Origin of the sequence: Bacillus sp. TE8-1 (assembly GCF_008368855.1) — a bacterium.
GTDB classification, from domain to species: Bacteria; Bacillota; Bacilli; order Bacillales; family Bacillaceae_G; genus Bacillus_A; species Bacillus_A cereus.
In genome coordinates, this window is the sequence record NZ_QPET01000015.1 from 64417 (window position 1) to 86491 (window position 22075).

A 22075-nucleotide genomic window follows, 5' to 3' on the forward strand; every position below is an offset into this window, starting at 1 on the left:
CTTCACCCTTCTCCCTTTTCTTTCTCACATACAATATAAGATCCCCAAAAGGCATTCTCTGGGGATCTTATAAGCATAATTATTCTGGTACAAATGCAGATACAGGTCCTAATTCCTTTTCTAAATAACTGCGAATATTTGCTGGGTATTTCTCTACCACTGCAATATGTTTTTGAATCGTCTTATATAATTCATCATGATTCATTTGAATATAGTCTTGCGTAAGCATTTTTCGAAGAAGGATAATTTCTTTCATCCCTTGTCCATCTTCTTCACTTATCACTCGCTCGTCCATTAAAATATCAATAATATCTTCATAGCTTCCTGGATCGCGCATAATAAATCCATCAATCATCGCATTTCCTACATCTAATACACAATCAATAATAAGATGGGCTATGCGCTCTAATGCGTAAAATTCAAACTCGGTTTCATATATCTTTTTCTCTTGAAATGTACTTGTTGCTCGTTCTAAACATACTAGCATTTGTTCTATTTTCTTTCTGTCTACAAAATACATGAATGTCACCTACCTGGAAATTAAAGCATTTACATTTTAATTGTAACGCTTTCTTCTGAAAAAATCGACAATTTTTCGAATTCACCTTTTCTCCGTTATTTGTTATAGTTATATTTGTATGATTTTTGAAATTGGAGGAATGGAATCTTGGAACGTGAACTCGCACTAGAAATTGTCCGTGTAACAGAAGCAGCAGCCTTAGCATCCGCACAGTGGATGGGCCGCGGAAAGAAAAATGAAGCAGATGATGCAGCAACTACAGCAATGCGTGATATGTTCGATTCAGTAAACATGGCAGGTACAGTTGTAATTGGTGAAGGAGAACTTGATGAAGCACCGATGTTGTATATTGGTGAAGAACTAGGAACAGGTAACGGTCCAGAAGTAGACATCGCCGTTGATCCATTAGAAGGTACAAACATCGTTGCAAAAGGTCTTGCAAATGCAATGGCAGTTATTGCAATCGCAGACAAAGGGAACCTTCTTCATGCTCCTGATATGTACATGGAAAAAATCGCGGTTGGTCCAAAAGCAGCTGGTAAAATTAGCTTAGATGATCCAATTGAAAAAACAATTGAAATTGTAGCAGAAGCTAACAATAAAAAGATTCGCGATCTAACAGTTATCGTTCAAGAACGTGAACGTCATCAAGATATTATTGACCGTGTTCGTGCAAAAGGTGCACGCGTAAAATTATTTGGTGACGGTGATGTTGGTGCGTCAATCGCAACAGCACTACCTGGAACCGGTATCGACTTATTCGTAGGTATTGGCGGAGCTCCAGAAGGTGTTATTTCTGCAGCAGCATTAAAGTGCCTTGAAGGTGAAATGCAAGCTCGCTTAGTTCCAATGAACGAAGAAGAAGAAGCTCGTTGTCGTGAAATGGGATTAGAAGATCCTCGTCAACTTCTTATGTTAGATGACCTAGTATCTGGGGATGATGCAATCTTCTCAGCAACTGGTGTATCTGCTGGTGAGTTATTAGACGGTGTTAAATTCCTTGGCGGAGACTTAGCTGAAACATACTCTATCGTAATGCGTTACAAAACAAGAACAGTACGATTCATTAAAACACATCACCATTTAGATCATAAACCACACTTAAACTTAGATATTTAATAAAGGAGCCATGTGTATGGAAGAACGTTTCTTTCTGTACGACGATACTGTCGCTACAAAAACTCGTTTCGTTAGCTTTATGGGAGAAAATGAGCGTCACGATTTAGCGCTATTATACTCCGATCGTCATTACGGTAAAACAATTGTCCTTGATATGCAGCGCAATAAATTTGCAATCATCGGTGCTGACGATTTAAACGAACCAGGCTACTTAGAGCATGCATTTTCTATGACTGAAGAAATTGCAGAAGAATTACGCTCATTTTTATTTGAACTTATATAATTTATCGTATGCACCAGCTATTTTAGCTGGTGTTTTTTCATTAATAGAGTTTTGAATTTTCAATCTTTTGTGTTATAATTAAGAATAAATCTATTTGGATAGAAAGGACGTTATCTACGTATGCCAACATTTACTTTGTAATGGACCAGCAATTGGATAGCATTACTCTCAAAAAAGCACCGTGCTTTTTCAAGGGAGTAGTCTGCCCATTCCCATTACAAAGGAACGTATTGCATCTGTAGTATGATGTTTACGGAGGTTCCTCTTTGGGGACCTCCTTTTATTTTTGTCTTTTTCTCATGTCTTCATACTACAAGACATCCAAATAGCTGTATTACGTTTCTTTGCCACTACTATAAGAGGTGAAGGAAAATGCAGAAAGTACAACTTTCTTGGAGTTTATATGAAAACGAGCAAAACACAATCGAAAAATATTGTAAAAATTGCAGACGTACTACCCTATTTACCGATACAAATATTCGTAGGCATAACGCCAACGGAAAAAACATATACCGCTTTGCCATTTATAAATGTCCGAAAGACCATACGTGGAATCAAAAACTTCGTATTTATAAAGCATTTACTGATCACGTTGAAACGATCGATATGACTCAGCAAGATCAAACGGAAACAACTACTACCATTTCCATTACGCAACATCAAGAAAGCGGCATAACCGAAATCACGATCGTATTAGATATCGTTTTCGGTTCCCACCGCATCGATAAAGCCTTATCCACATATATTTCCGACTGGAGCCGTACACGCATTGTGGATAAAATTAAAAATGGGGAGATTCAATTAAACGGACAACAAATGAAACCAAATACAATACTTTCTGAAGGCGATTCTATTTCAATTTGTTTATAAGGGGGAGTCTCATGCTAAATGTGAGAAAAGGTACGATGAATTTATTAGACGAATTAGATGCAATGTATACAGAATGTAAAAAAGCGCTCTTACAAAAGAAAATTTATCAATGGGATGATTCATATCCGACTCGAGAACATATTGCCTATCACTTAGAACAAGGTGAACTCTACTGCCTATTTGAGCATGATTCGCTCGTTGGTGCTGTTGTGTTGAATGAGTGGCAATCTCCAGAATATGAGCTAATTGATTGGTCAGAAACACACGGTCGCTTTCTTATCGTCCATTCTTTCGTCATACATCCTTTCGCCCAAGGAAAAGGATATAGCAAAGTACTTTTATCCTTTTGGGAAAATGAAGCAAAACGAAAAGACTATACAGGCATACGATTAGATGCTTTCACTGGCAATCCCGTTTCATTGCGTTTGTATGAAAAGAATCATTATATTTGTCGAGGTGCTGTTTATTTTTCAAGTAAACAGCCTCCTCACAATTGGTATAACTGCTATGAAAAAATCCTCTTACAATTGTAAGAGGATTTTTTTATTTCTTCACTTTTCGTAATACAAAATGTGCGCAACCGAAGTTACAGTACTCGTATAAATACTCCGTTAACGTACTAATTTTCGTATCATATGTCGCACGTTGGTTACTATCATCAAAGAATCCGCGCAATCTAAGTTGCTCATATCCCCAGTCCCCAACGATGTAATCATATTTATTTAAAATTTCTGCATAGCGCTCTTTAAATGCTTCTTCACTAAAACCGTCACGAAAGTTTTTAATTACTTCGTACTGAACATTATTAATGCTCACCGTAGCATGAATCTCTTGCTTTTGCTCCATCATTAACTTCCTCTCTAAGCATTCTTCTTTTTATCGTATCACAAAGCATAACAACCAACAATTTCAAATACAAAAAATTGCAAATTAGTACATGCTATGGAGAAGGAGGTGATACATCGTGAAAAAACAAATTTTACTTTCCCTTCTCACTCTTTCCTTATTTGCAGGCTGCCAATCAGCGAACAAAGCTGAAATGGAACGTGAAGAAGGAAGCCGTGTTCTTGTTTCCAATAAAAACGACATGTATCATACGGAAAATACAAATACAAGACTCACAAGAGTCGGTTATTCTTCTAAACAAAAGCATGAAGTATCTAACAAACAAGTAGGGGCCATTAATCGCGAGAAGGTCGCTGAAATGATTACAAGCATGACAGTCAAACTTCCTGACGTTACAAACGCTGCTACACTCGTTACTGATGATGAAGTGTTCGTTGTATACCGTGCAAACACAACGGATCCAAAACTCGTAGCGGATCAAGTATATAGAGCTGCTTTGTCCATCGTTCCTCGCTATTATAAAGCATATGTATCAACAGACCAAAAGTTGATTTCTCAAATTCAAGGGCTTCAATCTGGCGCATTAAATGATACAGAATATACACAAAGCCTCGATATGTTAAAACGAGAAATGAGTAAAAATCCTCATTTGAACAATACGGGAGATCAGACTTTGAATGATATGATTAAAAAGTAAAACAGGTGGAGAAAATCTCCACCTGTTTTACTTTTTATTTTTTATTACGATCCGCATAAACCTCCATCGCATCACACATAAACTGCGCTAATCCCTCACCAAACTTATCGATATTTTTCGTAAAGCGCTCATCAGCGACGTACATTTGACCGAGTCCTTTAAAAGCATCTAACGAATATTCACCGAAGTTTTGCAAGTAATCGTACCATACTTTAATAGCTGCCTGCGCCTCTTTAGAATCTGGTGCATCGTGTCTAAGCGTTGCTAAATTTCTATAAATAGCATTAAACTCCTCTTGGTTCTCTTTTGACATACCTTTTGCATATTCGTTCGCTTTATCTACAGCTGCGTCTCCCCATTTTTCACGTGCTTCTTCTTCATATGGGTTATGGCTGAAATCGAATCCTTCAAATTTCTCTTTATTCGTCATTTCAATCTCTCCTTTTGTATGCTGAATTGTTTTATCAATCGTCGCAATCACCTTATCTAATCTGGCACGCTTTTCAAGAAGCATCTTCTTATGAAGCTGTAGTGCCTCTTCGCGATCAAATGATGGACTCATGATAATCTCTTTAATTTTCTTCAAAGGGAAGCCAAGCTCTTTAAAAAACAAAATTTGCTGCAATGTCTCTAAATTTTCATTGGAATACAGACGATATCCAGACTCTGTCGTCTCGTCTGGGGTTAACAACCCAATTTCATCGTAATGATGCAGTGTGCGCACACTAATTCCAACTAAATCAGCTACTTCTTTTACTCTCATTGTCATTTGTATCTCCCCCTTAGTACATACGATAAAGTATGACGCAACGTTAGAGTCAATAAGTAAATTCATTTTCTTTCTAAAAGTTTCATCTCTCCCCTATTTCATGCATAATAGATATGTACATATATTAGAAAGCGGTGAAAGTATGGTTTCAAATACTGTAATTGCCAGCATCATTTTTCAACTCATTATCTCGATTCTGGTCCCAATTATCGTACTCGTTTATTTCCGTAAAAAATATAATATGAATTGGAAAGTGGTCGGCGTTGGTGTTCTTATCTTTATCGGATTCACCCAAATTCTTGAAACACCATTCCACCTATTTATGCGCGGTAATCCAACAATCGCTCCATTTTTAGAAAATCCGTTTGTCTTCGCAATTTATGGCGGATTGACTGCTGGTATTTTTGAAGAATTAGGACGCTTCGTTGCCTTCTTCTTCTTACTAAAAAAATATCTAGAATATAAAGATGGCTTCGCTTATGGAATTGGTCACGGCGGAATTGAATCTATTTTAATTGGCGGTTTTTCTGCATTACAAGCATTAATCTTTGCTAATTCTATTAATGATGGTAGCTTCGCTCGACTGATTGAACAAAAACCTGAGCTTAGCATTTTACAGGATATGTTAATTCAGCAACCCGCCTACTTATACTTCCTTGGTAGCTTAGAAAGAATTATGGCACTCGTGCTTCAAATCGCCTTTACAATGCTTGTTTTATACGCAGTCAAACAGAAGAAATATATCTTCCTAGTATACGCTATACTATTCCACGCATTTGTAGACTTTTTCGCGGCACTTTACCAAACAAAAACAATCAATATCTTTGTTGCCGAAGGAATTACCCTTCTCTTCACAATTGGGGCTGTCGTTCTTATTCGCAAGATGAAAGCGAAATTAATGAGTGTGCCGGAGTAAAAAATAACCCACCGATTGGTGGGTTATTTTTTATGGATTGTCGCAATGGTGATAGCTTTTTCCTTCTTGCAGCTCCCTCTTTGTTTCTGCATCTATAACGATGTACTTATGAAACTCTTCTACTTCATTTTGAGAAAAGGAAGCGAAAAAATAAACTTGGCGATCAGGATGAACAAAAAAATCTTGAAGCACCGCACTACTCCGACAACCCATGGTTGTTTTTTGTAGGAAAGAAAATTCCTCATCAGCCACTTCTTTAAATAAGATTTTTTTCCGAACACTATATGCTGCATTATTGTATTCTTTATAGATTTTCTTATCTAACTGTTTATAAAAAACATCCTCACTCACAAATGACTTATTTCGATTGCTTGGATAATTTAGTTTTTGATTCGACTCTGCATAAGTTGTGGACAAGTGTATAAAAAAACAAAGACTAAATACAATACATATCATTTTATTCATGATTGCACCTCAAATGTTCATTATCCACATTACTTTTCCACATATTTAAATCAATATGCTGTTTCCAATAAAAAGGAATTATTTCTACATTTGTCGAAGTATATAGCGTCAACTTGAAAGATGGGGATGAATTATGAAGAAAATTATTGTAATACGACATTGTTCAGCAATTGGGCAAAAACGTGATGATGAATTAACGACCGATGGAAAAGACCAAGCAAACACCCTTGCTACATTCCTCTTAGAAAATCATCTACAAATCGATCATATTATTTCAAGCCCATTTGTCCGAGCTATCGATTCCATTCGGCCCTATGCGCTCCAAGCTAACTTATCTATCCAAAAAGATGAACGATTAACTGAACGCATATTGAGCAACATTCCAATGGATGATTGGATGCAAAAACTAGAATCTACTTTTACAAATATAGATATTGCCTTTTCAGGCGGAGAGTCAACAAAACAAGCAACAGACCGGGCCCTATCGCTTATTCAAGACGTTTTACAATTAAACCATACGACAACACTACTTGTTACACATGGCAATTTACTTACACTCATTTTAAAGCATTTTGATCATACGATTGGCTTTAATGAATGGAGAACTTTAACGAATCCTGATATTTACGAAATTACAATCGACGAACAATGTATGATAAAACGCTTATGGGAAACATCGTCCAAGTAATATCCCTTTCCAAAACATTCAGTTGACGCCACGAGAAGAGACTGTTCTAACAATAGAAAGGGGTATCATTTCATATGTACGAAGACGTACTTGCTTTACTACATAAAACAAATGTTTCTTATGAAAAATTCGAACACGAACCAGTACTCGATTATGAGACGGATCGGATCGTACGCGAGAGACTTGGCTTACAAGGCACTCCAAGTAAAAGCTTATTTTTAAAATCAAAGTCTGAAGATTATTACGTATTTTTTACGTTAGAGGGCACAAGGCTCAACCGGGGAGAGATGAAAGAATTAACAGGAGAACGCTTATCTCTCTGTTCTCCTGATGAACTGCGAGACAAAACTGGTTGTACGCCGGGATGTGTGGCTCCTTTCGGATATTCACACGATGTAACAATTATTGTGGATAACGCTATTTATAAGTACGATAAAATTTTAATTACACCTGGTGTTCCTGAATTTACAATTGAATTATCCACAGAAGAATTAAAAAAGATTTTATTAACATGTCCAAATACCATTTTAGAGTACAAACAAAAAGAGAGCTAATCATTAGCTCTCTTTTTTCATTATTTAGCTTCTGCTGTTTTTTCTTTTGCAGAACGTACTTGCTCGTCCGCATGGTAAGAAGAACGCACAAGTGGGCCAGCTTCACAGTGGCTAAATCCTTTGCTAAGTGCAATTTCTTTAAGCTCTGCAAATTCTGCTGGTGGGTAATATTTAAGAACTGGTAAATGCTTCTTAGATGGTTGTAGGTATTGCCCAAGAGTTAAAATATCCACATTGTTTGCACGTAAGTCATCCATTGCTTCAATTAAATCTTCTCTCGTTTCACCTAAGCCCACCATAATGCTCGATTTAGTTGGAATATCAGGCTGCATTTCTTTCGCTCGACGTAAAAACTCTAATGAACGTTCATATTTTGCTCTAGCGCGAACTCGGTCAGATAATCGACGTACTGTTTCAATGTTATGGTTTAAAATATCTGGTTTTGCATCCATTAACATTTTTAAGTTTTCTTCTACTCCACCCATATCAGATGGTAATACTTCGATAGACGTGAATGGGTTTTTACGACGTACTGCGCGTACTGTTTCAGCAAAAACAGCTGCTCCCCCGTCCTTTAAATCATCACGTGCAACCGCTGTTATAACAACGTGCTTTAAGCCCATTTGTACTACTGAATCTGCTACGCGTTCTGGTTCTTGTAAATCAAGCTCAGTTGGTAAGCCTGTTTTAACCGCACAAAAACGACAAGCACGTGTACAAACCGCACCTAAAATCATAAATGTTGCTGTTTTTCTTACAGCCCAGCATTCATGAATATTCGGACATTTTGCCTCTTCACAAACGGTATGAAGATTCTTAGAACGCATCATTTTCTTTAAGCCTGTATAGTTTTCATTCGTGTTTAACTTAATTTTCAACCATTCGGGCTTGCGCTTATATTCTGTTTGTTTTGTCATGGTTATCAACTCCGCACAATATGAAATAGTTTACCGTGTTCGCTTCTTTCAATGTAACATATCTATTCTAACGTATGAAAGCGATTTGCTCAAATGAAGATTCTAAGATTTTTTCCAATCGTTCCCTATAATGAAATACTCCGTATATCCCACACTAAAAAGAGTGATGTTGTGAAAGGAGTCTATTTCATGCTTCGAAAAATTTCTCTTTTGCTTTCTATTTGTTTTCTTCTCCACCAAAACATCGCTTACGGTGAAGATAATCAGCAAAGCATATACGAAAAGCGCATGGCACTATATAAAGAAACCGAGCAGTCTTCAGGCATTCCATGGTATTACTTAGCTGCAATGGATCAATATGAAAGAAATATACGGAGCGTAAGAAAAGATATTCCGAAAAAACCAGATGCCATCATTTCCCTTTATTTCAAACCAGAAATATGGGCTGGACCTATTAATAGTAACGATACTCTCCCCCATACAATTTCTCTATTTGGCGGAATAGGTTTAGATGGTGACAAAGATGGATTTGCAAATGCAAATAGCGACCGTGATCTTCTGCATACCGCAGCGACTATTTTAAGGAAACAAGGAACGTCAGAAGACCGTATTAAAATTATGCTCTGGGAATATTATAGACGTGCAAAAACAGTTGATTTAATTAGCGAATATGCCCAAATTTATAAACATTATGGCCGTATTAATTTAGAGGGAAATGCTTTTCCTCTTCCGATCCGTAGTGACCATAGCTACCGTAGTACTTTCGGCGCTGGAAGAAGTTTTGGGGGTAGAAGGATTCATGAAGGAACCGATATTTTTGCCGGATATGGCGTGCCAGTAAGATCGACTTGCTATGGCATTATTGAAACGAAAGGTTGGAACCGCCTTGGTGGATGGCGCATTGGTATTCGCGACCTTCATAACAATTACCATTATTACGCTCATTTAGGCGGGTTCTCAAAAGAAATACAGCTTGGACAAATTGTTGAGCCAGGGAAAGTAATCGGATTTGTTGGTAGCACTGGTTATGGACCTCCTGGTACAGCCGGAAAATTCCCACCCCACTTACATTTTGGCATATATAAAGACAATGGCTATACAGAATGGGCCTTCGATCCATACATGCATTTAAGCCTTTGGGAACGCAAAGAACGAGCAAATACAAAAAGATAACCGTAGCTGCATTGCTACGGTTATTTTTTATCCATTAAAAGCCTGGCTGAGCCGGGTTTCACTGTATTTACAACTAACTATCTGTTTTCTTTTTATCAGGTACAGCAACACTTCCACTTCCATAATACGTAGGCACTTCCCCTTGAACGATACGCGTCACAATCGGAACATTTTGTTTCACCGTTATCTCTTTCGTATGAAATGGAATAATTACTTGCAATGTTACTTCCATTTCCATAACAATTTGAATTGCTGTAGTATTAATCCCATGCGGCTCAATTTTTTGTTTAATATCTGTATTCACATGCCCAATTGGCGTGAAATGAATCGGAATATCCGGTCCTATATTACCAAGAAGTGCATTATCAGTTACACGCCCAAAAGGAACTGCCATAGTCGCCCCGTTTTTTTCAGAAATACCTAGCTCCTTCAACTTCCCTTGTTCTACTTGCTGCAAATATTTTTCTATGTACGTGGTCGTTGACGTTACGATTTCATTTACTTGCTTTGTATTTAAATTAATTGTAGATACTTTTCCGTTTTTATCATTCTGTACTTTCATTAATGAATCTACATCGAATCCTTCATTAATTCGATCCTTTACTGCCTTCGTCATAATTGCCGTCGCCATTTTATGCGTCTCTACTTCCCCATATTTAATTAAGGTCGGCTGAATACTATTATTCACAATCCACAACCCTTGCGTAAGTAATATAATAAAAAGAATAAACGACATAAGCAGTATATACCGAAAGGCAATAGGTCCCCTTCGAAACCGCGAGTTTTTCGAGCGAAATATACTCATAAAAAAACCTCCTTCTTATATCATTTCTATGCAAGAAGGAGGGACGATATATGCTTATCTCATTTTTAATAATGCTTCTTTTCCAATCGTTCCTGCTGGAATGCCTAATGCTTCAGCTCCAGTCGTTACCGATTCTAGCGGCGCTTCAAGAAGTTGTTCAATCGTTCTTACACCAACCGCACGGCCAGCAATAATTCCTCGATCACCTAACTTCTCATTTAAAAGACCTACATCTAATGCACCACACATAATATATCCTTTATCGCTCATTACAGCTAGCAAATTTGTCTTTGGAAGTTTCACGCTAACCGCAATAAACGTATAATTATCAATTATAATTGACTCCACATTAACCATAGTTCACACTCCTCTCTTTCTTATCTGTATGACAAGAGAAAAATGAGTGTTACAAGTTAACTAGCCTATAGTTTAACGGAAGATGTATAAGTTATTAACATATCTGTTAACACATCTCTAAGTAGTTCTGGCATATAATATTGTTTGTCAGAAAGTGTGGATAGCTCTGGGTATAAGTAGCCAAATGTAAACATATCAATTGTTCCTACTGTATATATACGATCTAATTCCAGCGATTCCCCGTTAATTAATACATCTTCGAGTAAAATTTTATTCCCAGGAATCGTATCTGGAATTACTTCTACATCCGCGTAAATCATTTTCCCCATCACTTTCCCACGAAATCCGAATCCTTTCACCTCAAGATTCTCCATATTCGGCTTACGTGCTTTCAAAATAACTTCTCTTAATATCTTTCCTGGAACTTTCAAAGCACACGGATTAATTGGATGTGGACAAATTCTGTGAATATCTCCGCGCGTTACGACACCCTCTTCTAACCCTTCAAGAAGTACACCAGCATTCACCATGCCAATTTCTGCACCGCACCATGTTTTCAGCGCACTTGCTAACATATGAGAAAACGGCGTCTCATGAAACCAATCAACCTGTAATGACTCTTTTAAATGAACGACAGGCTCTGCCATTATATGCTTACTTTCTTCCTGCAGTATTTCAATTGTGGATAACGGCTCGCTATAAGCACCTAACCGTTCCGTCTTAATCGCCCTACCGTCCTTTTTCAACAGCTTCTTCGTCTCTTTATCCACAGTAAGCTGCACGTGCCCAACGTAACGTCCCCACTTTTCACAGCAACAAAGTAAAGTATTATTCATTAGAACACCACGCTCAAATAAATGATGCGTATGTGCCCCTAAAATAACATCTATATCATAATGCTCTGCCATATACTCATCCATACTTTTTCCAAGGTGAGAAAGGACAACTGTTATATGAGCCTCATCTCTCACTTCTTCTAAAATAGACTCTAAATGGATAAGCGGATCTTCAATATGCCAATCGAGCATTTGATAAAACTCTGGATACGCAACAGTTAACCCGATAAAAGCAATCGTAATCCCATCTGTCGTTGTATGTAATTTATAAGGCTTTGCCCATGATGGACGTACACCTTCTTTTTCAAATAAATTTGCAACAAGTACTTCAAATCCAGCATCATCATAGAGCCGATTTAAATGCTCTTTCGCTAACGTAATTCCTTCATTATTTCCGATCGTTACATAATCATATAACGCCTCATTTAAAAGCTTCGTATTCCCAAGCCCATTTGTCGCTTCCGAAATACTATGAAAACGATCCACATGATCGCCGATATCAATCGTCAAAACAGTCTCTCCCGCTTCCTGTCTTCGCTTTTTCTCCCCTAGAACAAACCGAGAAATTTGCGGCCAATTTTCAAAATGACTATGTATATCGTTTGTATGATAAAGGTGGATGATTGTTTCTTTATTTGTATTCAGAGAAAAAACCTCCTCTCAGTTCCTTACTGCCATTTACGCTATGCGCACACAATAATCCTGTAAATACTTTTCGTCTTTTCTTGCTATTTTACATTGTACTCGCATTGTGAGAAAAAGCAAAAGATTGTCCTTTTTATATGAGAAACTTTTGCTAATGCAGGAAAGAATTCCAGATAGTGGAGGGAGGGGGGGTGGATTTGTCAAAAAGTTTAATAGAGAATTCAGTGGGTAGTTGTTCAAGTGGATTTGTCAGTATCTTTGTCTTAAACCTAGTCGTTCTCTGTTCTTATAAAATGTTTGGGGTATGTGAGGATTTTCTTTTGTCTTATCTTGTCGACAAATCGATATTCCTTGTCGAAACGTTGATATATTGAAATAATCGTTGATATATTCCCGTTTATGATCGATATATTTGAAAAATCGTTGATATATTTAGCTAAACACTCACCCGGGTATCCTCTCCCGAGCCAAGACAAATCCACAAAACAAAAAAGCGCCCTGCACAGCAGGACGCTTTCTTCATACATATATTATCCAGTTCCAGCGGCTAGAATAAGCCGCTGCCACTTTTAAATATTGTCCAGCTTCGCCTCCTAGACCTTCATGTCTAAGAACCTTCCGCACGAGAAGATAAAAAGCATCTTCTGTGCGAAAGAACCTTAGCCAACGGGTCTGAACAATCGGCTCCGCATTTCTATTTAACCAATAGAACCTTCCATCTCAAACTTGATTAGGCGGTTCATTTCAACTGCGTATTCCATTGGAAGTTCGCGAGTGAATGGCTCGATGAAGCCCATTACGATCATTTCTGTGGCTTCTTGCTCAGAAATACCGCGGCTCATTAGGTAGAATAATTGTTCTTCTGATACTTTCGATACTTTCGCTTCGTGCTCAAGTGAAACGTAATCGTTTTTGATTTCGTTGTAAGGAATTGTATCAGATGTAGATTGGTTATCCATGATTAACGTGTCACACTCGATGTTAGAGCGAGAGTTTTTCGCTTTTGGTCCGAAGTGTACGATACCACGGTAAGTTACTTTACCACCATGCTTCGCAATCGATTTAGAAACGATTGTTGAAGACGTGTTTGGTGCTAAGTGAATCATTTTCGCACCAGCATCTTGGTGTTGGCCTTTACCAGCAATCGCGATAGATAATGTTAAACCACGAGCGCCTTCGCCTTTTAAGATAACTGCTGGGTATTTCATCGTTAATTTAGATCCGATGTTACCGTCAATCCATTCCATCGTTGCGTTTTCTTCACAAACCGCACGTTTTGTAACTAGGTTGTATACGTTGTTCGCCCAGTTTTGGATTGTTGTATAACGGCAATATGCATCTTTCTTAATGATGATTTCTACTACCGCACTGTGAAGTGAGTTAGTCGTGTAAACAGGTGCTGTACAACCTTCTACGTAGTGTACGTGTGCGCCTTCGTCTACGATGATAAGCGTACGCTCGAATTGTCCCATATTTTCAGAGTTAATACGGAAATACGCTTGAAGTGGTGTATCAACTTTAACACCTTTTGGAACGTAGATGAATGATCCACCAGACCAAACTGCAGAGTTTAATGCAGAGAATTTGTTGTCTGTTGGTGGGATTACTTTTCCGAAATGCTCACGGAAAATATCTTCGTTCTCTTTTAATGCGCTATCTGTATCTTTGAAGACGATTCCTAGAGCTTCTAGGTCTTCTTTCATGTTGTGGTATACAACTTCAGATTCGTACTGTGCAGATACACCAGCTAAATATTTTTGTTCAGCTTCTGGAATACCTAATTTATCAAATGTTGCTTTAATTTCATCAGGTACTTCATCCCAAGACTTCTCAGATTTCTCAGATGGTTTTACGTAGTACGTAATTTCATCGAAATCTAAGTCGTTTAAGTCGCCGCCCCATTGTGGCATTGGCATTTCGTAGAACTTATCCAGTGATTTTAAACGGAAGTCTAACATCCACTGTGGTTCTTCTTTCATACGTGAAATTTCTTCAACGATTTCTTTTGTTAAACCGCGTCCAGCACGGAAAATCGAAACGTCTTTGTCTTTGAAACCATATTTATAATCGCCGATATCTGGCAGTTGCTTCGCCATGTTGGTGTGTCCCTCCTTAGATAACCTCGTTTTTAGGAACCTTTAACATTACTTATCTTCGTTTAAGCCCTTTTCTAACGCTTTCCACGCTAATGTTGCACATTTAATACGTGCAGGGAACTTGCATACGCCTTGTAATGCTTCAATATCTCCTAAATCGATGCTGTCATCGTACTCTTTTCCTAGCATCATGTCAGAGAAAATTTTCGAAAGCTGAAGTGCTTCTTCAATTTTCTTACCTTTTACTGCTTGTGTCATCATTGAAGCTGAAGACATTGAGATTGAACATCCTTCACCTTCAAACTTCGCCTCTTGCACAATACCTTCTTCTACTTTCATCGTAAGTTGAATACGATCGCCGCAAGTTGGATTGTTCAAGTTAACGGTAACACTATCTTCTAACACGCCATGGTTACGAGGATTTTTGTAATGATCCATAATAACTTGACGATATAACGTATCTAAATTATTAAATGACATTTGTGAAATACTCCTTTGTCTTGATTAGCGATTCAACAAATGTATCAATTTCTTCTTTTGTATTATATAAATAGAAGCTCGCACGTGCTGTTGAAGAAGCTTTTAGCCACTTCATAAGCGGTTGTGCACAGTGATGTCCTGCGCGAACTGCAATGCCTTCTACATCTAATACAGTCGCTACATCGTGAGGATGTACGTCTTCAATATTAAATGTAACAAGACCAGCGCGATGCTTTGGACCATAAATTGTAACGCCATCTACTTCTGATAGTCTTTCTAAAGCGTATTGCGCTAATTCATGCTCATGCTTTTCAATATTATCAAGACCGATTTCTTCTAGGAAATCAATTGCCGCACCAAGTCCGATTGCATTACCGATAATCGGTGTACCTGCTTCAAACTTCCACGGAAGCTCTTTCCACGTAGATTCTTGTAAATCTACGAAATCAATCATTTCACCGCCAAATTCAATTGGCTCCATATTGTTCAGCAATTCTTTTTTACCATATAATACGCCGATACCTGTAGGTCCGCACATCTTATGAGCAGATAATGCGTAGAAATCACAGTTTAAATCTTGTACATCCACTTTCATGTGAGGTGTACTTTGTGCACCATCAACGACCATAATTGCGCCATTTTCGTGTGCAATTGCTCCGATTTCTTTTACAGGGTTAATCGTTCCAAGTACGTTTGATACTTGCATAATAGAAACGATTTTTGTATTCGGTGTAACTGTTTGACGAACATCTTCTAAAGAAATTGTACCGTCTGGTTGAAGCGGAAGATATTTTAAAGTTGCACCAGTTTTCTTCGCAACTTGTTGCCACGGAATGATATTACTATGGTGCTCCATGTAAGAAATAACGATTTCATCGCCCTCTTTTACATTTTCAAGACCATAGCTAGCTGCTACTGTATTTAATGCAGTTGTCGTTCCGCGTGTGAAAATAATCTCTTCCATTGATTTCGCGTTAATAAACTTGCGAACTTTCTCACGTGCACCTTCATACGCGTCGGTAGCTTTCGTACCGAGCGTATGAACACCGCGATGCACGTTAGAATTATATTCTTTATAGTAACGTTCTAACGTTTCAATGACTTGAATTGGTTTTTGAGAAGTTGCTGCACTATCGAAATAAACAAGTTGTTTGCCGTTCACTTTTTGATCAAGAATTGGAAACTGTTTGCGTATTTCATGAATATTCATTAGCGAACTTTCCTTTCAATTACCTCAACAAGCTGTGCCTTTACTCCTTCAATTGGAAGCTCATTAACTACAGGTGCTAAGAATCCATGGATGACTAAACGTTCTGCTTCGCGTTTTGGAATACCACGGCTCATCAAGTAGTATAGTTGGACTGGATCTACGCGACCTACTGAAGCTGCGTGACCTGCCATTACATCATCTTCGTCGATTAAAAGAATTGGGTTTGCATCACCGCGTGCTTTTTCATCTAACATAAGAACGCGAGAAGATTGTTGTGCATTTGATTTAGATGCACCGTGTTCAATCTTACCAATTCCGTTAAAGATAGATGTTGCACTATCTTTTTGTACACCGTGTTTTAAAATCCAACCTTCAGAGTGTTTACCGAAGTGAACAACTTTAGTTGTAAAGTTTTGTGTTTGGTTACCACGGCCAATTGTTACTGTTTTCGTATCAGCATATGAACCGTCGCCCATTAAGTTCGTAACATTCTCTGAAATTGTGTTTCCGTCATTCATAAGGCCTAGAGCCCAATCAATACGGCCGTCGCGTCCTACAACGCCGCGGCGGTTAACGTAAGTTGTTACGTCTTTTGCTAATAGATCAACCGCACCGAATTTCACTTGTGCGCCTTGTTCCACGATTACTTCTGCTACGATATTTGCAATACCTTTAGCATTTTCATTTGCAACGTAGTTTTCTACATAAGTTGCAGTACTGTTCGCATCAGCTACGAATAATACGTGGTTATATACGTTAGCTTCTTCGCCGTCTACTAAGAATACAGCTTGAAGTGGAGTTTCAAGAACAACGTTTTTCGGAACATATACGAATGCACCGCCGTTGATTAATGCAGCATGAAGTGCAGTTAGACGATGCTCGTCTACTTTCACGCCGTCTTTCATTAAGTACTTTTGTACTAGTTCAGCGTGCTCAGTTGCTGCTGTTACGATGTCTGTAAAAATAACACCTTTTTCTTTTGCTTCGTCTGCTAAAGAAACGAATGCAGTTGTACCAGTACGTTGCACTAATACGCTGTTATTTTCATCGATTAAGTTTTTCACTGCTTCTGGAAGTTCAGTTAAAGAACTTACAGGCTCTTGCTTAGCAGCGTCGCCTTTTCCGATAAAGTCCCATTTGTCAATTTTCGTTTTATCAGGCGTTGGCATTGGAAGTTCAGTTGCTTGTGCAAGAGCTTGTAAGCGGAACTCAGTCAACCAAGCTGCTTCGTTTACTTCGCTTGCGCGTTGACGGATTGTTTCTTGATCGAAAGGTAATGTACCGATTGTCATGTTTATGCTCCTCTCTTACGCTTCTTGCTCTGTTGTTTCGTCTTCAATACCTAATTCTTTTTTAATCCAGTCGTAACCTTCAGCTTCTAGACGTTGTGCAAGCTCAGGGCCACCAGATTTAACGATACGACCGTTCATCATAACGTGAACGAAGTCTGGAGTGATGTAGTTTAATAAACGTTGGTAATGCGTAATCATTAGGCAACCGAACTCTTCGCCGCGCATTTCGTTAATACCTTTAGATACAACTTTTAATGCATCGATATCAAGACCTGAGTCAATTTCATCTAAGATTGCGATTTTTGGCTCAATCATCATTAATTGAAGAATTTCGTTACGTTTTTTCTCTCCACCAGAGAAACCTTCGTTTAAGTAACGTTGTGCCATTTCTGGATCCATTTCTAGGAATTCCATGTTTTTATCTAATGTACGGATAAATTTCATAAGAGAAATTTCATCGCCTTCTTCACGACGTGCATTAATTGCAGAACGTAAGAAGTCAGCGTTTGTTACTCCGCTAATTTCACTTGGATATTGCATTGCTAGGAATAGACCCGCTTGTGCGCGCTCGTCTACTTCCATTTCTAATACATCTTCACCGTCGATGATGATGCTACCTTCTGTTACTTCATACTTTGGGTGACCCATAATTGCAGAAGATAAAGTTGATTTACCTGTTCCGTTAGGTCCCATAATTGCGTGGATTTCTCCACCTTTTACTTCAAGGTTTACACCCTTTAAAATTTCTTTGCCATCAATTGATACGTGTAAGTCTTTAACCGTTAATGTAGAACCAGCCATCTCAATACCTCCATTAATCCTATATATACATTTTAAAAATTCCTAAAACGTTCATATTCTCATTTTATTCTCATTCTAATTTTATATCAAATAAAATGATATCGCAAACGACGAAAAAAAGTAACCGTTTTTTCACAAATGTATATAAGTATTTCCTTCACATCTTTCTATGATACACCTTTCTTCTTATTTATATAAAGAAAAAAGGACTGGTAATTTTCCAGCCCTTTCCTTATATTTATTCACTTACCGGAAGTACAGCACCTTTATATTCTTTATTAATAAAATCTTGAATTTCTTTTGAATGTAGCACTTCTACTAGCTCTTTAATTTCTTTTTTCTTCTCATCACCTTTACGAACTGCAATGATGTTTGCATACGGAGAGTCTGATCCTTCAATCGCAATTGCATCCTTTGTTGGATTTAATTTTGCATCAATTGCATAGTTTGAATTAATAAATAAAGCATCTCCCTCATTATTTTCATACAATTTCGGTGAAAGTCCAGGTTCAACATCTGTTTTAAATTTTAAGTTTTTCGGGTTTTCTACAACATCTTTTACTGTTGCTTTAACAACATCTACTCCGTCTTTTAATTTAATAACGCCGCCTTTTTGTAACAGCGCTAGCATGCGGCCACGCTCCGCTACGTTATTACTCATAATCACTGTCCCGCCATCTGGTAAGTCTTTTAAGCTTTTATATTTCTTAGAATAAATACCCATTGGCTCTAAATGGATTTTTCCTGCGTTTACAATTTTATATCCCTTTTCTTGAATTTCTTTATCTAAGTAAGGAATATGCTGGAAGTAGTTCGCATCAATTTCTTTATCCGCTAACGCTTTATTTGGCAGTACATAATCCTGGAACTTTTTAATCTCTAACTTAATGCCTTTTTTCTCTAATATCGGCTGTGCCTTTTCTAAAATAACAGCGTGTGGCACGTTAGAAGCTCCCACAACAAGCTTATTCTCCTCTTTGCTCCCGCAAGCAACTAATGTAAATACAGACAACGCTGTAACAACTGACAGTAGAACCTTTTTCATATGATTTCCCCTTCTCCCCAATGGTTATGTAGTTATAAAAAGAGCCGGCATACACCAGCCCTTTTCAGCAATTATTCTTTTGCAGGAACAACTGCCCCTTTATATTCTTTATTAATGAAGTCTTCAATTTCTTTAGAATGCAATACTTCTACAAGAGCTTTAATCTCTTTCTTATCTTTATCGCCTTTACGAACAGCTACTATGTTTGCGTATGGTGAATCATTTCCTTCAATTGCAATTGCATCTTTTTCCGGATTTAACTTTGCATCAATTGCATAGTTAGAGTTAATTAAAACAGCGTCGCCTTCTTTATTGTTATACACTTGTGGCAATAAACCAGGCTCGATATCCGTTTTGAATTTTAGATTTTTCGGATTATCTGCAATATCTTTTGTAGTTGCTTTAACTGGATCTATTCCGTCTTTAATTTTTAAAATACCTTCTTTTTGTAAAATTGCTAAACCACGTCCGTGGTCAGCAACTGAATTACTCATAATAATTGTCGCACCATCTGGAAGCTCTTTTAAACTCTTATACTTTTGAGAGTACACACCAATTGGTTCTAAATGAATCTTTCCTGCTACTTCAAAGTCATACTTTTTATCTTTAATTTCTTTTTCTAAATACGGAATATGCTGGAAGTAGTTTGCATCTAATTCCTTATCCGCTAACGATTTATTTGGTAATACGTAGTCTTGGAATTTTTTAATTTCTAATTCAATTCCTTTTTTCTCAAGTAACGGTTTTGCCTTTTCTAAAATAACAGCGTGCGGTACGTTAGAAGCACCAACAACAAGTTTCTTTTCATCTTTATCTTTCCCGCCACAAGCAGCTAATCCAAAAATTGAAGTTGAAATAAGTGCCGTAAGTAATAATTTTTTCATTTGAAACATCCTCCCGTTTTTCATTATCGTTTATCTATTCGAGTCGTTAAACTATCACCAATCCACTGAATTAAAAATACAACTAGTAATACACAAATTGTCGCAACGATTGTTACATCGTTATTCCCTCTTTGGAATCCTTCTAAGTAAGCAAGTGTTCCAAGGCCACCAGCACCAACAACTCCTGCCATTGCTGTATAGCCTACTAAAGCAATTGTCGTAACCGTAATACCAGATACTAATGCTGGTAACGATTCTGGAATTAACACTTTCAAAATAATTGTGCTTGTTTTTGCTCCCATTGCTTTTGAAGCTTCAATTACACCTTTATCAATTTCGCGAAGTGCGATTTCAACCATTCTCGCGTAGAATGGTGCCGCTCCAATAATTAAAGCCGGCAAAGCTGCACTTGCTCCAAGAATTGTTCCAAGAAGAATCTTTGTGAATGGGATTAATAAAATAATTAAAATGATGAATGGTATAGAACGGAATATATTTACGAATGCTCCAATCACCGTATTAATTGATTTGTTTTCCCATAAATTATCTTTTGCTGTCATGAAGAGTAACAATCCTAAAATGAGTCCTAAAACAAATGTCGCAAGAGCTGCGATTGCCGTCATATATAACGTTTCACCAGTTGCTTCTAACATTTGATTCCAATCAACATTTGTGAGTAACTTATCCATGTGCAATCACCTCCAGCTCTACTTGATCTTGATGAATTCCTTCTATTGCTTGCAGGATCGCTGTTTCCTCACCATTTAAATGAACAACTAAACTACCGTAAGAACCGTTATTCGTTTGTGCGATATTTCCTTGCAAAATGCTAACTTCTATGTCACTGCGTTGCATCAATCGTTGAAGCACTGGTCTTTCTACAGCCTCACCGATAAACTGCAAACGAATTACTTTTCCATCTGGATATTTTTCAATTAAACTTTCAATCGTTTCATTTGTATCTTCAGAATCCGTTAACTGCTGTACAAATCGTTTCGTAATATCTTGCTTCGGATTACGGAATACATCAAGTACTGGACCTGTTTCTACAATCTTTCCTTTCTCCATTACCGCAACACGATTACAAATCTTTCGAATTACGTGCATCTCATGTGTAATGAGTACAATTGTTAAACCAAGGCGCTTATTAATGTCTAATAGTAAATCCAAAATTTGATCTGTCGTTTCCGGATCAAGAGCTGACGTTGCTTCGTCACATAAAAGCACTTGTGGATTGTTAGCTAATGCTCTTGCAATCCCAACGCGTTGCTTTTGTCCCCCGCTCAGCTGAGATGGGTACGCGTCTCCTCTTCCTTCTAATCCAACAAGATGAATTAATTCATCAACACGTTTTCTTCTCTTCGCTTTATCAACACCTGCAATTTCAAGTGGAAACTCTATATTTTCACGTACAGTTCGTGACCAAAGTAAGTTGAAGTGCTGAAAAATCATTCCGATTTCTTGCCTTGCCTTACGAAGTTCGCTTCCTGTAATTGCTGAAATGACACGATTTGCAATTGTAATTTGGCCAGAAGTTGGTTTCTCCAACTGATTGAACAATCTAATTAAAGAACTTTTTCCAGCGCCACTATATCCGATAACACCAAATATTTCACCTTTATCTATTTTTAAATTGGCATTATCTACAGCAGTGACATCACCGCTTTTCGCCTTATATATTTTCTTTACGTTCTCTAATAGAATCATGATGTTCACCCCTTTTTTGTTTAGGTCGACTCCGCAATTTTTTATTTTTAATGCGTGTAGTCCACTGTTATCATTACTTTTATTATTTGAATGTCCTCCA

General features: G+C 37.7%; 26 protein-coding genes. 9 read left to right on the plus strand and 17 right to left on the minus strand.

Features of this window, described 5'->3' with window-relative positions; all coding sequences use genetic code 11:
- Positions 1-79: 79 nt before the first annotated feature.
- Positions 80-520 (minus strand): DUF86 domain-containing protein, encoded by a 441-nt coding sequence (locus DN404_RS16050; protein WP_000274006.1) that lies wholly within the window; start codon positions 518-520, stop codon positions 80-82.
- A gap of 147 nt (positions 521-667) precedes the next feature.
- Between DN404_RS16050 and glpX the strand changes: the two genes are divergently transcribed.
- From glpX to DN404_RS16075, 4 genes are all read left to right on the plus strand, one after another.
- Positions 668-1639, plus strand: a complete 972-nt coding sequence (gene glpX / locus DN404_RS16055; protein WP_000439090.1) for a class II fructose-bisphosphatase — start codon at positions 668-670, stop codon at positions 1637-1639.
- Positions 1640-1655: 16 nt separating this feature from the next.
- The gene (locus DN404_RS16060; protein ID WP_000392606.1) at positions 1656-1922 is read left to right on the plus strand and encodes a DUF3055 domain-containing protein; all 267 of its coding nucleotides are present in this window, start codon (positions 1656-1658) and stop codon (positions 1920-1922) included.
- Between the two features lie 372 nt (positions 1923-2294).
- On the plus strand, positions 2295-2792 hold the full coding sequence (locus DN404_RS16070; RefSeq protein WP_149215215.1) for a cytoplasmic protein: 498 nt from the start codon (positions 2295-2297) through the stop codon (positions 2790-2792).
- Between the two features lie 11 nt (positions 2793-2803).
- Positions 2804-3325 carry a GNAT family N-acetyltransferase gene (locus tag DN404_RS16075; RefSeq protein WP_144597243.1) on the plus strand — a complete coding sequence of 174 codons (522 nt, stop codon included), beginning with the start codon at positions 2804-2806 and terminating at the stop codon, positions 3323-3325.
- A gap of 10 nt (positions 3326-3335) precedes the next feature.
- On the opposite strand, the gene DN404_RS16080 is transcribed toward DN404_RS16075, so the two are convergent.
- Positions 3336-3638 carry a YutD family protein gene (locus tag DN404_RS16080; protein ID WP_000435943.1) on the minus strand — a complete coding sequence of 101 codons (303 nt, stop codon included), beginning with the start codon at positions 3636-3638 and terminating at the stop codon, positions 3336-3338.
- 118 nt (positions 3639-3756) lie between these two features.
- Here DN404_RS16080 and DN404_RS16085 point away from each other — a divergent pair, with 118 nt between their 5' ends.
- Positions 3757-4335: a YhcN/YlaJ family sporulation lipoprotein gene (locus DN404_RS16085; RefSeq protein WP_000744132.1), complete on the plus strand. Its 579-nt coding sequence runs from the start codon at positions 3757-3759 to the stop codon at positions 4333-4335.
- 34 nt (positions 4336-4369) lie between these two features.
- Here DN404_RS16085 and DN404_RS16090 read toward each other — a convergent pair whose 3' ends face one another.
- The gene (locus DN404_RS16090; RefSeq protein ID WP_000178775.1) at positions 4370-5104 is read right to left on the minus strand and encodes a MerR family transcriptional regulator; all 735 of its coding nucleotides are present in this window, start codon (positions 5102-5104) and stop codon (positions 4370-4372) included.
- Between the two features lie 100 nt (positions 5105-5204).
- On the opposite strand from DN404_RS16090, the gene DN404_RS16095 reads away from it, so the two are divergent.
- Positions 5205-6020, plus strand: coding sequence for a YhfC family intramembrane metalloprotease (locus DN404_RS16095; protein ID WP_065224345.1), 816 nt, complete (start codon positions 5205-5207; stop codon positions 6018-6020).
- A 30-nt stretch (positions 6021-6050) separates the two neighbouring features.
- On the opposite strand, the gene DN404_RS16100 is transcribed toward DN404_RS16095, so the two are convergent.
- A complete protein-coding gene (locus DN404_RS16100) occupies positions 6051-6485 on the minus strand; it encodes a hypothetical protein (RefSeq protein ID WP_149215216.1) in 435 nt (144 codons plus the stop codon).
- Between the two features lie 133 nt (positions 6486-6618).
- Here DN404_RS16100 and DN404_RS16105 point away from each other — a divergent pair, with 133 nt between their 5' ends.
- Both DN404_RS16105 and DN404_RS16110 read left to right on the plus strand, forming a co-directional pair.
- Entirely contained in the window at positions 6619-7173 is a 555-nt protein-coding gene (locus DN404_RS16105; RefSeq protein WP_149215217.1) for a histidine phosphatase family protein, read from the plus strand.
- Positions 7174-7247: 74 nt separating this feature from the next.
- Positions 7248-7727: a YbaK/EbsC family protein gene (locus DN404_RS16110; RefSeq protein ID WP_086385644.1), complete on the plus strand. Its 480-nt coding sequence runs from the start codon at positions 7248-7250 to the stop codon at positions 7725-7727.
- 20 nt (positions 7728-7747) lie between these two features.
- Here the strand turns inward: DN404_RS16110 and lipA are convergent, their stop codons facing one another.
- The gene (gene lipA / locus DN404_RS16115) at positions 7748-8644 is read right to left on the minus strand and encodes a lipoyl synthase (protein WP_000166372.1); all 897 of its coding nucleotides are present in this window, start codon (positions 8642-8644) and stop codon (positions 7748-7750) included.
- A 189-nt stretch (positions 8645-8833) separates the two neighbouring features.
- Between lipA and DN404_RS16120 the strand changes: the two genes are divergently transcribed.
- Entirely contained in the window at positions 8834-9817 is a 984-nt protein-coding gene (locus DN404_RS16120; RefSeq protein ID WP_000944663.1) for a M23 family metallopeptidase, read from the plus strand.
- Positions 9818-9890: 73 nt separating this feature from the next.
- Here the strand turns inward: DN404_RS16120 and yunB are convergent, their stop codons facing one another.
- The 12 genes from yunB to DN404_RS16185 form a co-directional block, all read right to left on the minus strand.
- Entirely contained in the window at positions 9891-10622 is a 732-nt protein-coding gene (gene yunB / locus DN404_RS16125; RefSeq protein ID WP_149215218.1) for a sporulation protein YunB, read from the minus strand.
- Between the two features lie 54 nt (positions 10623-10676).
- Complete coding sequence (locus tag DN404_RS16130; protein WP_149215219.1) at positions 10677-10979, minus strand: YunC family protein; 303 nt, start codon at positions 10977-10979, stop codon at positions 10677-10679.
- Between the two features lie 65 nt (positions 10980-11044).
- Entirely contained in the window at positions 11045-12460 is a 1416-nt protein-coding gene (locus tag DN404_RS16135; RefSeq protein WP_370512801.1) for a bifunctional metallophosphatase/5'-nucleotidase, read from the minus strand.
- A 698-nt stretch (positions 12461-13158) separates the two neighbouring features.
- Entirely contained in the window at positions 13159-14556 is a 1398-nt protein-coding gene (gene sufB, locus DN404_RS16145; RefSeq protein ID WP_001118827.1) for a Fe-S cluster assembly protein SufB, read from the minus strand.
- Positions 14557-14604: 48 nt separating this feature from the next.
- Positions 14605-15036: a Fe-S cluster assembly sulfur transfer protein SufU gene (gene sufU / locus DN404_RS16150; RefSeq protein WP_000009523.1), complete on the minus strand. Its 432-nt coding sequence runs from the start codon at positions 15034-15036 to the stop codon at positions 14605-14607.
- Complete coding sequence (sufS, locus tag DN404_RS16155) at positions 15026-16246, minus strand: cysteine desulfurase SufS (protein WP_001020767.1); 1221 nt, start codon at positions 16244-16246, stop codon at positions 15026-15028. The genes sufU and sufS overlap by 11 nt, the downstream gene beginning before the upstream one ends.
- Entirely contained in the window at positions 16246-17538 is a 1293-nt protein-coding gene (gene sufD / locus DN404_RS16160; RefSeq protein ID WP_000152167.1) for a Fe-S cluster assembly protein SufD, read from the minus strand. Before sufD ends, sufS begins: the two co-directional genes overlap by 1 nt.
- Before the next feature lie 15 nt (positions 17539-17553).
- Positions 17554-18339, minus strand: coding sequence for a Fe-S cluster assembly ATPase SufC (sufC, locus tag DN404_RS16165; protein ID WP_000929160.1), 786 nt, complete (start codon positions 18337-18339; stop codon positions 17554-17556).
- Between the two features lie 238 nt (positions 18340-18577).
- The gene (metQ, locus tag DN404_RS16170) at positions 18578-19384 is read right to left on the minus strand and encodes a methionine ABC transporter substrate-binding lipoprotein MetQ (RefSeq protein ID WP_086388937.1); all 807 of its coding nucleotides are present in this window, start codon (positions 19382-19384) and stop codon (positions 18578-18580) included.
- A 71-nt stretch (positions 19385-19455) separates the two neighbouring features.
- Entirely contained in the window at positions 19456-20268 is an 813-nt protein-coding gene (metQ, locus tag DN404_RS16175; protein ID WP_149215222.1) for a methionine ABC transporter substrate-binding lipoprotein MetQ, read from the minus strand.
- A 23-nt stretch (positions 20269-20291) separates the two neighbouring features.
- Positions 20292-20957: a methionine ABC transporter permease gene (locus tag DN404_RS16180; RefSeq protein ID WP_000359557.1), complete on the minus strand. Its 666-nt coding sequence runs from the start codon at positions 20955-20957 to the stop codon at positions 20292-20294.
- Positions 20950-21975, minus strand: a complete 1026-nt coding sequence (locus DN404_RS16185) for a methionine ABC transporter ATP-binding protein (protein WP_042867948.1) — start codon at positions 21973-21975, stop codon at positions 20950-20952. Before DN404_RS16185 ends, DN404_RS16180 begins: the two co-directional genes overlap by 8 nt.
- Positions 21976-22075 lie beyond the last annotated feature (100 nt).

What these genes read in the sequence shown, in the direction of transcription:
- DN404_RS16050 (WP_000274006.1), bottom strand. Translation starts at nt 520, where the DNA reads ATGTATTTTGTAGACAGAAAGAAAATAGAACAAATGCTAGTATGTTTA.
- DN404_RS16060 (WP_000392606.1), top strand. Translation starts at nt 1,656, where the DNA reads ATGGAAGAACGTTTCTTTCTGTACGACGATACTGTCGCTACAAAAACT.
- DN404_RS16070 (WP_149215215.1), top strand. Translation starts at nt 2,295, where the DNA reads ATGCAGAAAGTACAACTTTCTTGGAGTTTATATGAAAACGAGCAAAAC.
- DN404_RS16075 (WP_144597243.1), top strand. Translation starts at nt 2,804, where the DNA reads ATGCTAAATGTGAGAAAAGGTACGATGAATTTATTAGACGAATTAGAT.
- DN404_RS16080 (WP_000435943.1), bottom strand. Translation starts at nt 3,638, where the DNA reads ATGGAGCAAAAGCAAGAGATTCATGCTACGGTGAGCATTAATAATGTT.
- DN404_RS16090 (WP_000178775.1), bottom strand. Translation starts at nt 5,104, where the DNA reads ATGACAATGAGAGTAAAAGAAGTAGCTGATTTAGTTGGAATTAGTGTG.
- DN404_RS16095 (WP_065224345.1), top strand. Translation starts at nt 5,205, where the DNA reads ATGCATAATAGATATGTACATATATTAGAAAGCGGTGAAAGTATGGTT.
- DN404_RS16100 (WP_149215216.1), bottom strand. Translation starts at nt 6,485, where the DNA reads ATGAATAAAATGATATGTATTGTATTTAGTCTTTGTTTTTTTATACAC.
- DN404_RS16105 (WP_149215217.1), top strand. Translation starts at nt 6,619, where the DNA reads ATGAAGAAAATTATTGTAATACGACATTGTTCAGCAATTGGGCAAAAA.
- DN404_RS16110 (WP_086385644.1), top strand. Translation starts at nt 7,248, where the DNA reads ATGTACGAAGACGTACTTGCTTTACTACATAAAACAAATGTTTCTTAT.
- lipA (WP_000166372.1), bottom strand. Translation starts at nt 8,644, where the DNA reads ATGACAAAACAAACAGAATATAAGCGCAAGCCCGAATGGTTGAAAATT.
- DN404_RS16120 (WP_000944663.1), top strand. Translation starts at nt 8,834, where the DNA reads ATGCTTCGAAAAATTTCTCTTTTGCTTTCTATTTGTTTTCTTCTCCAC.
- yunB (WP_149215218.1), bottom strand. Translation starts at nt 10,622, where the DNA reads ATGAGTATATTTCGCTCGAAAAACTCGCGGTTTCGAAGGGGACCTATT.
- DN404_RS16130 (WP_149215219.1), bottom strand. Translation starts at nt 10,979, where the DNA reads ATGGTTAATGTGGAGTCAATTATAATTGATAATTATACGTTTATTGCG.
- sufB (WP_001118827.1), bottom strand. Translation starts at nt 14,556, where the DNA reads ATGGCGAAGCAACTGCCAGATATCGGCGATTATAAATATGGTTTCAAA.
- sufU (WP_000009523.1), bottom strand. Translation starts at nt 15,036, where the DNA reads ATGTCATTTAATAATTTAGATACGTTATATCGTCAAGTTATTATGGAT.
- sufS (WP_001020767.1), bottom strand. Translation starts at nt 16,246, where the DNA reads ATGAATATTCATGAAATACGCAAACAGTTTCCAATTCTTGATCAAAAA.
- sufD (WP_000152167.1), bottom strand. Translation starts at nt 17,538, where the DNA reads ATGACAATCGGTACATTACCTTTCGATCAAGAAACAATCCGTCAACGC.
- sufC (WP_000929160.1), bottom strand. Translation starts at nt 18,339, where the DNA reads ATGGCTGGTTCTACATTAACGGTTAAAGACTTACACGTATCAATTGAT.
- metQ (WP_086388937.1), bottom strand. Translation starts at nt 19,384, where the DNA reads ATGAAAAAGGTTCTACTGTCAGTTGTTACAGCGTTGTCTGTATTTACA.
- metQ (WP_149215222.1), bottom strand. Translation starts at nt 20,268, where the DNA reads ATGAAAAAATTATTACTTACGGCACTTATTTCAACTTCAATTTTTGGA.
- DN404_RS16180 (WP_000359557.1), bottom strand. Translation starts at nt 20,957, where the DNA reads ATGGATAAGTTACTCACAAATGTTGATTGGAATCAAATGTTAGAAGCA.
- DN404_RS16185 (WP_042867948.1), bottom strand. Translation starts at nt 21,975, where the DNA reads ATGATTCTATTAGAGAACGTAAAGAAAATATATAAGGCGAAAAGCGGT.